Origin of the sequence: Sphingomonas sp. SRS2 (assembly GCF_000971055.1) — a bacterium.
In the GTDB taxonomy this organism is placed as follows: Bacteria; Pseudomonadota; Alphaproteobacteria; order Sphingomonadales; family Sphingomonadaceae; genus Rhizorhabdus.
The window spans coordinates 1-12,289 of record NZ_LARW01000152.1; the positions used below are offsets into that span (position 1 = coordinate 1).

12 protein-coding genes and 1 pseudogene are annotated in these 12,289 nt (G+C 62.8%); 7 read left to right on the plus strand and 6 right to left on the minus strand.

Translation table 11 applies throughout. The features are described 5' to 3' along the window. From WP12_RS22055 to WP12_RS22085, 6 genes and pseudogenes are all read left to right on the plus strand, one after another. The coding region (locus WP12_RS22055) for a lipopolysaccharide biosynthesis protein (RefSeq protein ID WP_046195808.1) at nucleotides 1–580 on the plus strand (580 nt) is incomplete at its 5' end. Nucleotides 581–588: 8 nt separating this feature from the next. Further along, complete coding sequence (locus WP12_RS24490; RefSeq protein ID WP_084691289.1) at nucleotides 589–1,548, plus strand: class I SAM-dependent methyltransferase; 960 nt, start codon at nucleotides 589–591, stop codon at nucleotides 1,546–1,548. A gap of 107 nt (nucleotides 1,549–1,655) precedes the next feature. Further along, a pseudogene (locus tag WP12_RS26525) lies at nucleotides 1,656–2,686 on the plus strand (IS30 family transposase). A gap of 130 nt (nucleotides 2,687–2,816) precedes the next feature. Beyond that, nucleotides 2,817–3,233, plus strand: a complete 417-nt coding sequence (locus WP12_RS22075; RefSeq protein WP_046195811.1) for a BLUF domain-containing protein — start codon at nucleotides 2,817–2,819, stop codon at nucleotides 3,231–3,233. A gap of 132 nt (nucleotides 3,234–3,365) precedes the next feature. Beyond that, a complete protein-coding gene (locus WP12_RS22080; protein WP_052730571.1) occupies nucleotides 3,366–4,337 on the plus strand; it encodes a L,D-transpeptidase in 972 nt (323 codons plus the stop codon). A gap of 209 nt (nucleotides 4,338–4,546) precedes the next feature. Then, the gene (locus tag WP12_RS22085) at nucleotides 4,547–4,969 is read left to right on the plus strand and encodes a GFA family protein (RefSeq protein ID WP_046195812.1); all 423 of its coding nucleotides are present in this window, start codon (nucleotides 4,547–4,549) and stop codon (nucleotides 4,967–4,969) included. 17 nt (nucleotides 4,970–4,986) lie between these two features. On the opposite strand, the gene WP12_RS22090 is transcribed toward WP12_RS22085, so the two are convergent. The 6 genes from WP12_RS22090 to acs form a co-directional block, all read right to left on the minus strand. Further along, entirely contained in the window at nucleotides 4,987–5,700 is a 714-nt protein-coding gene (locus WP12_RS22090; RefSeq protein ID WP_052730572.1) for a dienelactone hydrolase family protein, read from the minus strand. 195 nt (nucleotides 5,701–5,895) lie between these two features. Beyond that, nucleotides 5,896–6,273 (minus strand): 50S ribosomal protein L7/L12, encoded by a 378-nt coding sequence (gene rplL / locus WP12_RS22095; protein ID WP_046195813.1) that lies wholly within the window; start codon nucleotides 6,271–6,273, stop codon nucleotides 5,896–5,898. A gap of 62 nt (nucleotides 6,274–6,335) precedes the next feature. Next, the gene (gene rplJ / locus WP12_RS22100) at nucleotides 6,336–6,851 is read right to left on the minus strand and encodes a 50S ribosomal protein L10 (RefSeq protein WP_046195814.1); all 516 of its coding nucleotides are present in this window, start codon (nucleotides 6,849–6,851) and stop codon (nucleotides 6,336–6,338) included. Between the two features lie 414 nt (nucleotides 6,852–7,265). Further along, nucleotides 7,266–7,571, minus strand: a complete 306-nt coding sequence (locus WP12_RS22105; protein WP_152664118.1) for a hypothetical protein — start codon at nucleotides 7,569–7,571, stop codon at nucleotides 7,266–7,268. A 106-nt stretch (nucleotides 7,572–7,677) separates the two neighbouring features. Beyond that, nucleotides 7,678–8,220 carry a cytochrome b gene (locus tag WP12_RS22110; RefSeq protein ID WP_046195816.1) on the minus strand — a complete coding sequence of 181 codons (543 nt, stop codon included), beginning with the start codon at nucleotides 8,218–8,220 and terminating at the stop codon, nucleotides 7,678–7,680. A 103-nt stretch (nucleotides 8,221–8,323) separates the two neighbouring features. Next, a complete protein-coding gene (acs, locus tag WP12_RS22115) occupies nucleotides 8,324–10,261 on the minus strand; it encodes an acetate--CoA ligase (protein ID WP_046195817.1) in 1,938 nt (645 codons plus the stop codon). A gap of 126 nt (nucleotides 10,262–10,387) precedes the next feature. Between acs and WP12_RS22120 the strand changes: the two genes are divergently transcribed. Then, nucleotides 10,388–12,268 carry an ABC-F family ATP-binding cassette domain-containing protein gene (locus WP12_RS22120; RefSeq protein ID WP_046195818.1) on the plus strand — a complete coding sequence of 627 codons (1,881 nt, stop codon included), beginning with the start codon at nucleotides 10,388–10,390 and terminating at the stop codon, nucleotides 12,266–12,268. The last annotated feature ends 21 nt before the right edge of the window (nucleotides 12,269–12,289 follow it).

The window sequence follows — 12,289 nt, forward strand, 5'->3', positions numbered from 1 at the left end:
TAATAAAACAGTCGGTATTATCTCCGTGGCGTTCACTATATCGAATGCGTTGATGATAGTTTACGGATCCATCGGGCCGTTAGTATTTTCTCATGTCGCCGCTGTAGCGGGCGATGAGCAGAAATCAAAGTTTATAGCTGAAGAAGCTCCAACGATATTCGTCGTCTTTTGCCTTTCTGCCGCCATATTGAGCGTGATTGCGCCCCTATTTATCCCAATAATATTCGGTGAGTATTATTTAATAAGTGGGATTGTACTAACAATATTGTTGCCTGGTATTGTATGTTCGGCGATGCAAAGGACGTTTGAAAATTATCTATTCGGCAGATCTCACCAAGGGAAAATGATTTGGATACATTTATCCTCTATAGCCATCATCGGCATGCTGATGTCGATCTTGGGCCGTCTATTTGGCGTATATGGGCTCGCATGGTCAATCACCGTCGGATTCCTGTTTTCCATGCTTGCAACGGCCTATCTTATTAAACGGATAGACCATATAAGTATCGGTACACTGCTGTTGCCTCGCAAGAGGGATTTCGACCGGTTACTGCTGGTCGTGAAATCATTGTATAAGTAGGACATCTTATGAGCGCCGTATTTTGCTGCCCCGTCTGCAAGGATTCCCCTCTCCTGGGCAATGATGATACCTTCTCGTGCTCGCGATGTGATCGGCAATTTCCTATAATCAATGATCGTCCCCTTCTTTGCCGGATAGCAGCGAGATCAGATTCGTCTATCGATGATTTTTCTCCGGATTTGCTAAAAGCCGCAGCAAACGTTCCCGCTAAGACCAGGAGATTCCTGGGAAGGCTGCGAGGGGATGGCGAGACGTTTTTTGATTATTTTTTCAACGTTATGTTTCCGCAATTCTCCAAAAAAGATCCTCAGTGGAGATTTCTTGCTGAAAAGGTGTCGGAACTTGAAGCGATGGTTCCACCCACATCCAAGATCATCGATATTGGCGCTGGGGAGTGCAAGTATTCCGCGTTGTTCAGCAAGGCCGACTATCACGCAACGGATTATGTCTTCTCGTCGGAGAAGCATGATTTTTCCTGCATTGATGTGGTTTCGGATGCCCAGGAGCTGCCATTCGCATCGGGATATTTTGATTTTGCGCTGAATCTCGTCGTGTTGGAGCATGTTCCGGATCCTTGGGAATGCGTAAGGGAAATGTCTCGCGTCCTGAAACCGGGAGGTTCCGCGTTCGCGTTAATCCCCCTCGTCCGTCCCGAACATCTGGCGCCGTTCGACTTTTCACGATTCACGCGCTTTGGGATCGAGCGGATGTTCAATCGTGCTGGAATGCGAATAACATCGCTGCAGCCCAGCAATGGCTCTCTCTGGACATCGATCTATTATCTGTACTCAATCGCCCTCATGACCCCGCTGCGCCGATATGGACGGAGAAGCTGGCGTGGGGTGATCATCAATCGGCTTTGGTATGTCCTGTTATGGCCGCTTGTCTTCTATGGTCGATTGACGAACCGATATTATGACAGCGATTTTCCGATGTACTATTGGGTCGTCGCCAAGAAGGAGGGGTGATGAAGACGTTCGCCGCTCGGGAAAAAATGGCTGAAGCACCCTCGATAGGGCGGTTTATAGCCCCGTGAGTTTGCAAACGAAGTGCAACACCTCATTCAGGTGTTGCCATGCGAGGATATCAGCAACTTTCGCTTGAAGAGCGATGTGAGATTGCCCGTATTCATGAGGACGGGCAATCGATCCGGCAGATCGCTGCAGCTCTGGATCGCCAGCCATCGACGGTTCAAAGGGAGTTGAAGCGCAATAGTGGGTCGCAGGTCGGCTACCGGCCCAGCTACGCTCAGCAGCAGCAGGCCGAAGCCCTCCGCTGGTCCGGCCGCCGGCTCGAACGCGATGGCGATCTGCGCCACGCCGTACTCGACCGGCTGGCTGCCTGGTGCTCGCCCGAGCAAGGCTCGCAGCGCATGGCGTGCGAAGCTGGCGACCATGTCATCAGCCCGGAACCTATTTACCGCTTTATCCATGCGCAGATCCGGCGCACCAACGATTATAGCTGGCGCCGCTTTCTGCCCCGAGGAACGTCAAAGCGCGGCAGGCGCCGCAAAGATGGCTCCATGACCAGCCTCATTCAGAACCGGCAACCCATCCACCTAAGACCGCCTCAGGCCCAAAATCGCCGATCTCCAGGCCATTTGGGAAGCCGACTTCATGCCTACGGTCAGGCGGTGCTCGTAGTCTATGAGCGACAATCGCGCATAATCCTCGTGACCAAAGCATCAGACCGCAGGGCCGATATCACCGCGCGCATGCTCCGCGACTGCCTCTCCGCCCTGCCGCCCGCACTCCGCTCCACCCTGACACTCGATAACGGGCCAGAGTTTGCCCGGCATCGTTAGCTCGCACAAATCGGCGTCCAGACCTTCTTCTGCGACACGCATAGCCCCTGGCAAAAGGGTGGCGTCGAAAACGCCATCGGACGCCCCAGGCGCTTCCTGCCACGAAAAACCAACCTCGATCTCGTCTCCACAGATCAGCTTGACCTGCTCGCACGCCGATACAACAACACTCCTCGAAAGTGCCTCGACTTCAAAACTCCCGTCGAAGCCTTCAAACAACAACTGTTGCACTTGGTTGTGAATCCACATTTCAACATACACCGGATGGCGAGGGCGCGATCTACACGCAAACAAGGCTATGATCGGCCTCCTGCTCATAATCTTCTCCAGTATCGCTGCGATGGAGCCGGCGATCTCCTCTGGCCCCCATCAGCGCGACCCGTATAACCACGGCCTTGCCCATGCCGGGCAATCCGACGACACCGCGGAACGATGCCGATTCATCTTATCGTCTATGCCAGCCGATCGCTCATCCCGCCGGCTTATGCTGCGCTGGAAATATCCGACATCGTCACGAAATCGGTTGAGCGGAACGGGCGGCTCGGCATTTCCGGAGCCTTGTTATACACGGAGGATCAGCGCTTCGCGCAGGCGTTGGAGGGTGATGTCGGCTCGGTGAACGACGTGATGGCCAGCATCAGACGGGACGCGCGTCACACCCAGATCGTGATGCTGTATGATGGGCCTATGCAGGGCCGGTATTTTCCAGACTGGTCGCTTGCCTATCAGGGCAACGCCCCCGCCATCGATCAGGCGATCCGTTCCGCCGAATATGAAGTTGCGCTTCCGTCGACCAGGGCGCTGTCGGAGCTGCTGGGGATGATGGTGCGGCTGGTCCGGCAACCATGACTCCTCGCCCGGGCAGGCGCATCCTTTTCCGAACCGGCCGGTGACGGGCATCATAGCGCTTGCCGCGGGGTGCGGGCTGAAACAAGCTGGTGGCGAGACAGCCCGTCCGACGATGACTAGGAAAGCCCGGCCATGATCCGAACCCTCCTCACCACCGCCGCTCTCATCCTCGCTCTACCCGCTCTACCCGCGCTCGCCGCCGCGCCCTCGCTGCAGGATGCGACCGTCGGGGCCACCGTCGCCGCGATGAAGCCCGGCGACTTCATCTGGGCCCCGCATGTCGCGCCTACCGGCCCGGTGGTGATCGTCGTCAGCATCGCGCAGCAGCGCGCCTATGCCTATCGCAACGGCCTGCCCATCGGCATCTCGACCGTGTCGACCGGCAAGAAGGGGCATGAGACGCCGACCGGCGTGTTCACCCTGCTTCAGAAGAATGTCGACCATAAGTCGAACCTCTATAACAACGCTCCCATGCCCTATATGCAGCGGCTGACCTGGGACGGGATCGCGATGCACGCGGGCAATCTCCCCGGCTATCCTGCTTCGCATGGCTGCGTCCGCCTGCCGCTCGCTTTCGCGAAGCTGCTCTACGGTGTCACCAAATTGGGCCTGACCGTGATCGTGACCCGGGATGCCGAGGTGCCGCGCTTCGCGCCGACGCCCAGCGTGCTGAGCAACGATGCGAATAAGGGCGACGACGATCTGTTCGGCGGCATGCTGTGGCAGCCCGAGCGATCGCCGACCGGCCCGGTCTCGATCATCATCAGCTCGGCCGACAGCCGCATGCTGATCCTGCGCAATGGCGTGCCGATCGGCTCGGCGCCGGTTCGCATCGCCGGCACGGTGACGGGCACCACCGCCTATACGCTCGGCGCGATCGAAGGCGAGACCTATCGCTGGATGAAGCTGCCGATGCCGGGCGGGACCCTCGCCGGCCCGGTCGAGGTTACCCCCGACGAGCGCGCGCGGCTGACCGTGCCCGAGGATATCCAGAAGGCGATGATCGGCATCGCGACCCCCGGCACGACCGTGGTCGTCACCCCCGATACGCTGCGCAGCGGCGGCGCCGGCAAGAAGATGACGGTGATGACCGCGGGAAAATAGACCCGTTTACAGCCCACAGCCGAAACCTCGTTATCGCCGCAAAAACGGGAATCATGGAAGGGGGCTCTCCTGGCCGGGTGCGCCGCCGTCCATCGATTCCCGCCTGCGCGAGGATAACGGTCTGGTCGGACCGCGCACGCACGGACGTGCCTCCCGCGAAGGTGGGTGGGCCGCTTTCAGCCCGACACTCCCTTTGCTACACGCCCGGGATGATCAATCTCTCCTGCCTCTGCGGCCAGATACGCGTCGAAGTCGCCAAACGCCCCGACTTCATCCACGAATGCAACTGCCTGCTATGTAGCAAGACCGGCGCGCGCTGGGGCTATTTCCATCCATCCGAGGTCGCCATCGATGGCGCGACGAAAGGTTATTGCCGGGCGGACAAGGAAGAACCGGCGGCGGAAATCCGCTTCTGCGAGACCTGCGGTTCGACGACCCATTTCAGCCTGACCACCAGCGCCGTGGCGAAGTTCGGCGACACGATGATGGGCGTCAACATGCTGCTTGCCGATGAGGCCGACCTCGCGGGCGTGGAACTGCGCTTCCCCGATGGACGGGCCTGGGCCGGGGCGGGCGACTTCGCCTATCTCCGCGAGGCCCGCATCATCGGCGCGGCGGCGCTGCCCGGCTGATCGGCGCCCTCGCGGCGTTATGCGCCGTCGAGCGAAGTGGCGAGAAAGGTGACGAGCGCCGCCCAGGACAGCTGATGCGCGAACGGATCATAGGCCATGCGCGGATCGCCGAGGCCGGAGACGGCGCGGTTCGTATAGCTGTGGAGTGCGCGTCCGTGGACGAGCAGGTGCCAGTCGGCCCCCGCCGCGTCCATCTCCCGCTGGAAGGCCGCGACATCGCCGGGCGGCACGAGCGGGTCCAGCGCGCCGGTCGCGACGAGCAGGCGGGCCTCGATGTCGCCGGGGCCGGCGGGCGCGCTGGTCGTTAGCAGGCCGTGGAAGCTCGCGACGGCCGCTAGCGGTGCGCCGCTCCGGGCCAGTTCCAGCACCGCCGTACCACCGAAGCAGAAGCCGATCGCCGCGATCCGCTCGGCGCGTACGCCGTCCAGCCCGCACAGCGCGTCGAAGCCCGCGCGCACCCGGCGGCGCAGCAAGGCGGGGTCGGCGCGGAAGGCATCGAGTGCGGCATACATATCCGCGCCGTCGAGCACGCGCCCGCCGCCATGCATGTCCGCCGCAGCGGCCAGATAGTCCAGCCCGGCGAGCCTTTCGCAATGGTCGCGCACATTGCCGCCGATGCCGTCCGCTTCGTGGACGACCAACACAGCGGCGCCATTGGGTGTGGCGGGGCGATAGATCTCGCCGCGAAGGTCGAGATCGCCGTCATGATAGGTCCAGGTTTCACCGCCCACGCTTCGTCTCCCGCTTACGCAGGCTGGACGCGCGGCCGGGGCAGGGGTTCCGCGACGCGGCCATTCCGCAAGCATGTGTCACGGCCCCGGCCTCGGCGGGCCGACGGAAGCTGGCAAAAAGAAAGGGCGGCCCCTCCTGAGGGGAGGCCGCCCTTTCCTGAAGTTCTTCCCGCCCGGATCGGACGGAGCAGAAGCTTACTTGAGTTCGACGGTCGCGCCGGCTTCTTCAAGCTGCTTCTTGATCTTCTCGGCTTCGTCCTTGTTGACGCCTTCCTTGACGGCCTTGGGAGCCGACTCGACGAGCGTCTTGGCTTCGGTCAGGCCGAGACCGGTGATCGCGCGGACTTCCTTGATCACGTTGATCTTCTTGCCACCGTCGCCGGTGAGGATGACGTCGAATTCGGTCTTCTCTTCAGCTGCCGGAGCTGCTGCGCCGCCGCCGGCTGCTGCCGGTGCTGCAACCGCTGCTGCGGCCGAAACGCCCCACTTCTCTTCGAGGAGCTTCGAGAGCTCCGCTGCTTCGAGAACGGTGAGAGCCGAGAGATCGTCAACGAGCTTGTTCAGGTCTGCCATTTTAAGTCTCCATCAGGGCCGCTTGGGGCCCAAAAGTTGTCAGTTGAAATGATATCGAAAAATCAGGCGTCTTCTTTCGCCGCATAAGCGCCGAACACGCGGGCCAGCTGGCCTGCGGGTGCCTGGACGATCTGAACGATCTTGGTCGCGGGCGCCTGGATGAGGCCCACGATCTTGGCGCGCAGTTCGTCGAGCGACGGCAGCTCGGCCAGCGCCTTCACGCCAGCCACGTCGAGAACCGTATCGCCCATCGCGCCGCCGACGATTTCCAACTTGTCGTTGGTCTTCGCGAAATCCACGATCACCTTTGCAGGTGCGACGGGATCGACGGAGGTGCTGAGCGCGGTCGGACCAACCAGCAGATCGTTGATCGCTGTATAGGTCGTGCCCTCGACGGCAATGCGGGCGAGCTTGTTCTTCGATACCTTGTAGCTGGCGCCTGCTTCGCGCATCTTCAGCCGCAGCGCAGTGGACTGCGCGACGGTCAGGCCGAGATTACGGGTGACGATCACCACGCTCGTGCCTTCGAAGGTGCTCTTCAGTTCGGCGACCAGCTCGGCTTTTTGGGCTCGATCCATGCCTTACTCCTTAGAACTACCCCTGCAGCACATCCGCAGGGGCTTTGGATCAATGGACAGATACGCCGTCCACTGACCCGTCCGAGGGGTCGGTCGCCTGACCGGGCGCCTGGAAGGAGCGCGGCAGACCCGGCCTAAACCCCTAAGGGCGCGGCCGGTAAACTTTTCCCCGTCTAGGCAGGACATTAAGCCGGGCATCTTCCCGGCGCCTGCTGTCTCGGACGGTACAATCCCGCGCCCGCTTGAAGCGGATTCAGGACGTGAAGGCGCGGCCCCTAAAGGAACGGCGCCTGATTGTCGAGTCACAAGCGTCGTCCCGGCGGAGGCCGGGGCCGCTGGCGGTGGTGAACGCCGGGCGTCACGGGAAGCCGGTGGCGGTCCCGGCCTCCGCGGGGCGACGCTTGTTCGAAACGTCTATCCGCGCTTGACCGGGCGCTGCTTGATCAGCGCTTCCCACTTCCTCGTCTGCGCGGTCGATCGCGACGCGGTATAGGTCTGGCATTCCGAATTCTTGTTGCACAGGATCATGCCGCCGCCGTTCGCGCCATTGTCGCAGCCATAGCTGCCGAACTCGCTGATCCCCAGCAATTCTCCGCCGGCCTTGTTGCAGGCCGATCGGACCTGATCCTTGGTCGCCTTGATCTTGTCGGCGTGCGCCGCGGTCATCGGCATGGCGAGGGTGGCGGCCGCGAGGGACAGTGCGAGTGAAAAGGTCTTCATCATCTTTCTCCGTCAGCATGCCCCCGACCATGGAGACTATGCCGCGGAAAGCGGGGCCCTGCGCGTGACTCGGGTCACGCCTGTGCAGGGGCGTTAGGCGCGTTCGTCAGGCCCCCGGCGCGCTCCGCCACATCCGCAGCAGGATATTGTCCTTCAGGATGAAATGGTGGCGCAGCGCCGCGCCGATATGGATGACCAGCAGCCCGGCCCAGGCGAAGCCGAACACCACATGCGCGTTGTGCGTCCCTTCGGCGAGCCCCGATCCCTTCTCGACCGCGAGCTTGGGGATGTCGAACAGCCAGAAGAACTCCAGCGGATATGTGCCTGCCGAGCTGAACGCCCAGCCGGTCATCGGCAGGATGATCATCAGCGCGTAGAATACCCAATGCAGCGCATGCGCCGAGAATCTTTCCCACAGCGGCATCGCCGTGGGCAGCGGCGGGGCGGGGTGGGTGATGCGCCAGAACAGCCGGAAGATGCTGAGCGCCAGCACGACGAAGCCGATCGACTTGTGGATCGGCATCACCGGAAACAGCTCGCCGAGGGGATCGTGGAAGATCCCGCCGATGATGTTGCCGATCACCAGCACGCCGATCGTCCAGTGCAGGACACGGGCCACGCGATTATAGTGCAGTACCGCTTCGGTCATGGATGGCCTCCGACAAGTTGTTGCGCCGATGTAACCTATCGAAGACGGATTCCGATTGCACCCCCTCCTTCACCCGGACCTGTTCCGCGATGGCGTGAATGGTTCAGCTTTTCACCCGGTTGGCCACCAGATCGTCGACCACCGCCGGATCGGCGAGCGTCGAGGTGTCGCCCAGCGACGAAACATCCCCTTCGGCGATCTTGCGCAGGATGCGGCGCATGATCTTGCCCGACCGGGTCTTGGGCAGGCCGGGGGCGAACTGGATCGCATCGGGGGTCGCGATCGGGCCGATCTCCATCCGCACCCAGTCGCGCAGCGCCTTGCGCAGCTCCTCGCTCGCCGCCTCGCCGGCGTTCAGCGTGACATAGGCGTAGATGCCCTGGCCCTTGATGTCGTGCGGGAAGCCGACCACCGCCGCCTCGGCGACCTTCGCGTGGAGGACGAGCGCGCTCTCCACCTCGGCGGTGCCCATGCGGTGGCCGGAGACGTTGATTACATCGTCGACCCGCCCGGTAATCCAGTAATAGCCGTCCTCGTCGCGGCGGCATCCGTCGCCGGTAAAATATTTTCCGGGATAGGTGCTGAAATAGGTCGTGAAGAAGCGCTCATGGTCGCCCCATACGGTGCGCATCTGCCCCGGCCAGCTCTGGGTGATGCACAGATTGCCGTCGGTCGCCCCATCGAGCACGCCGCCCTCGGCGTCCACAAGCTGCGGCACCACCCCGAACAGCGGCCTGGTGGCCGATCCTGGTTTCAGGTCGGTCGCGCCGGGCAGGGGAGCGATCATCGCGCCGCCGGTCTCGGTCTGCCACCAGGTGTCGATGATCGGGCAGCGCCCCTCGCCGACGACCTCGTAATACCAGCGCCATGCCTCCGGGTTGATCGGTTCGCCGACCGTGCCGAGCAGCTTGAGCGACGTCCGCGACGTCTTCGCGACGAAATCGTCGCCATCCTTCATCAGCGCGCGCAGCGCGGTCGGCGCGGTGAAGATGATCTCCACCTTGTGCCGGTCGACCACCTGCCAGATCCGGCTCGCATCGGGCCAGTTCGGCACGCCCTCATACATCAGCGTCGTCGCGCCGTTCGCCAGTGGGCCATAGACGATATAGCTGTGTCCCGTGACCCAGCCGATATCCGCCGCGCACCAGTAAACCTGCCCCGGCCGGTAATCGAAGCAGACCTCGTGGGTCAGGCTGGCCCACAGCAGATATCCGCCGCTGCTGTGCAGAACGCCCTTCGGCTTCCCCGTCGATCCGCTGGTATAGAGGATGAACAGCGGGTCCTCCGCGTCCATCACCTCCGCCGGGCAGTCGGCGGAGACCCCGCTCGCCGCCTCATGATACCAAAGGTCGCGCCCCGCCTCCATCGGCACATCGCTGCCGGTCGCCTTGATCACCAGCACGGTCTTCAGGCTTGGCGCGATCTTCGCCGCCGCGTCGACATTGGCCTTGAGCGGCACCAGCTTGCCCGCGCGCCGCCCGCAATCGGCGGTGATCACGATGCTGCTGTCGCAATCCTGGATCCGCCCCGCCAGCGCGTCTGGGGAGAAGCCCCCGAACACCACCGAATGGATCGCGCCGATCCGCGCGCACGCCAGCAGCGCGAACGCCGCCTCGGGGATCATCGGCAGATAGACGGTGACGCGGTCGCTTTTCTTCACTCCCTGCGCCTTCAGCACATTGGCGAAGCGGCAGACCTCCTCATGCACCTGCCTGTAGGTGAAGCGCCGCGGCTCCTCGCTCGGGACATCGGGCTCCCAGATGATCGCCACCTGCTCGCCGCGCTCGGCCAGATGCCGGTCGAGGCAGTTCGCCGCGACGTTCAGCTGCCCGTCGGCGAACCATTTCACCCCGAAATCGGCCTCGTGGAACGAGCTCTCATTCGCCCTGGTCGGAAAGCGCATCCAGTCGAGCCGCTTCGCCTGCTCCAGCCAGAAGGCCTCCGCATCGTCGAGCGACCGCGCATAGAGACGCGCATAATCCTCATTCGTCACGCGGGCCTTCGCCGCCCAGTCTGCCGGCACGGGATACAGGTCGCTCATCGGGCCCCTCACATTTATCGAATCCTGCGCGACTAATGGTTCAGCGGCGGTGCGGCATCAAGCGCCGAAATCAGTCGCCGGAGCGACGGTTTGCTGCAACGCGAAAATGCTCTATCGGGCCCGCTTATGCTCAACTTCTCGAATCTCACCGTCCGTCTCGGCGGCCGCACGATCCTCGATCGCGCTTCGGCCGCGCTTCCGCCCCGTGCGCGCGTCGGGCTGATCGGCCGCAATGGCGCTGGCAAGTCCACCTTGATGAAGGTGATGATCGGCAGCCTCGAGCCCGACGACGGCGATCTGGACAAGCCCCGCTCGCTGCGCATCGGCTATATCGCGCAGGAAGCGCCGAGCGGAACCTCTACCCCGGTCGACACCGTCCTCGCCGCCGATAGCGAGCGCGCCGCCCTCCTGATCGAAAGCGAGACCTGCGAAGACCCCGACCGGTTGGGCGAAGTCTATGAGCGGCTGATGGCGATCGACGCCTACACCGCCCCCTCTCGCGCCTCGACGATCCTCGTCGGCCTCGGCTTCGACGAGGAGATGCAGCAGCGCCCGCTCGACAGCTATTCGGGCGGCTGGAAGATGCGCGTCGCGCTCGCCGCGCTGCTGTTTTCGGAGCCCGATCTCCTCCTCCTCGACGAGCCGTCGAACCATCTCGATCTCGAAGCGACGCTGTGGCTGGAGAATTTCCTGAAGAGCTACCCCGCGATGATGGTGGTGATCAGCCACGAACGCGATCTGCTCAACAATGTCGTCGATCACATCCTCCATCTGGAGGGCGGCAAGACCATACTCTACACCGGCGGCTATGACAGTTTCGAGCGGCAGCGCGCCGAACGCGCCGCGCAGCTCGCGGCGGCCAAGGCGTCGCAGGATGCCCAGCGCGCCAAGCTGCAGGATTATATCGCCCGCAACTCCGCCCGCGCCTCCACCGCGAAGCAGGCGCAGTCGCGCGCCAAGATGCTGGCGAAGATGCAGCCGATCGCGGCCTTGGCCGACGATCCCAGCCTTACTTTCGATTTCCCCAGCCCCGATGAACTGAAGCCCCCGCTTGTCACCCTCGACATGGCCAGCGTCGGCTATGCGGAAGGCAAGCCGATCCTGCAGCGGCTCAACCTGCGCCTCGACCCGGACGATCGCATCGCGCTGCTTGGCCGCAACGGCAATGGCAAGACCACGCTCGCCCGCCTGCTCGCGGCACAGCTTACGCCGATGGACGGCGCGATCACCGTCTCGGGCAAGATGCGTGTCGGCTATTTCACGCAATATCAGGTCGAGGAACTCGACGGCGACGATACCCCGCTCGAACATATGACCCGGCTGATGAAGGGGATGACGCCCGGCGCCGTCCGCGCGCAGCTCGGCCGCTTCGGCTTTCAGGGCGAAAAGGCGGTGACGAAGGTCGGCAAGCTCTCCGGCGGCGAACGCGCCCGCCTAGCGCTGGCGCTCATCACCCGCGATGCGCCGCACATGCTGATCCTCGACGAACCGACCAACCATCTGGACGTCGACGCGCGCGAGGCGCTGGTCCAGGCGCTCAACGCCTATGAAGGCGCGGTGGTGGTCGTCAGCCACGACCGCCACATGATCGAGCTGACCGCCGACCGGCTGGTGCTGGTCGATGGCGGCGAGGCGAAGGAGTTCACCGGCAGCCTCGACGACTATACCGATCTGATCCTCGGCAAGAACCAGCCGAAGGGCGGCGGCGATGCCGGCTCAGGCGGCAAGGGTTTCACCAAGAAGGACAAGAAAGCCGCCGCGCAGGAACGCGACCGGATCGCCGAGCTGCGCAAGACGGTCAAGGCGATGGAGGAGCGTATCGCGAAGCTCACCGCTCGCCGCAGCGAAATCGACCGCGCGATGTTCGATCCGAAATCGGCCACTCCGGAGGATGCCAAACGCACCACCGGCGACCTGATGAAACTCCGCGCCGACGTCGAACGCGACCTGGAAACGGTCGAAGCCGAATGGCTGACCGCCAATGAGGCGCTCGAAGGCGCGGCCTGACAACTAGCTGAACTCCTCCGC

What these genes read in the sequence shown, in the direction of transcription:
- WP12_RS22075 (WP_046195811.1), top strand. Translation starts at nt 2,817, where the DNA reads ATGCCGATTCATCTTATCGTCTATGCCAGCCGATCGCTCATCCCGCCG.
- WP12_RS22085 (WP_046195812.1), top strand. Translation starts at nt 4,547, where the DNA reads ATGATCAATCTCTCCTGCCTCTGCGGCCAGATACGCGTCGAAGTCGCC.
- acs (WP_046195817.1), bottom strand. Translation starts at nt 10,261, where the DNA reads ATGAGCGACCTGTATCCCGTGCCGGCAGACTGGGCGGCGAAGGCCCGC.
- rplL (WP_046195813.1), bottom strand. Translation starts at nt 6,273, where the DNA reads ATGGCAGACCTGAACAAGCTCGTTGACGATCTCTCGGCTCTCACCGTT.
- rplJ (WP_046195814.1), bottom strand. Translation starts at nt 6,851, where the DNA reads ATGGATCGAGCCCAAAAAGCCGAGCTGGTCGCCGAACTGAAGAGCACC.
- WP12_RS22120 (WP_046195818.1), top strand. Translation starts at nt 10,388, where the DNA reads ATGCTCAACTTCTCGAATCTCACCGTCCGTCTCGGCGGCCGCACGATC.
- WP12_RS24490 (WP_084691289.1), top strand. Translation starts at nt 589, where the DNA reads ATGAGCGCCGTATTTTGCTGCCCCGTCTGCAAGGATTCCCCTCTCCTG.
- WP12_RS22105 (WP_152664118.1), bottom strand. Translation starts at nt 7,571, where the DNA reads ATGAAGACCTTTTCACTCGCACTGTCCCTCGCGGCCGCCACCCTCGCC.
- WP12_RS22110 (WP_046195816.1), bottom strand. Translation starts at nt 8,220, where the DNA reads ATGACCGAAGCGGTACTGCACTATAATCGCGTGGCCCGTGTCCTGCAC.
- WP12_RS22080 (WP_052730571.1), top strand. Translation starts at nt 3,366, where the DNA reads ATGATCCGAACCCTCCTCACCACCGCCGCTCTCATCCTCGCTCTACCC.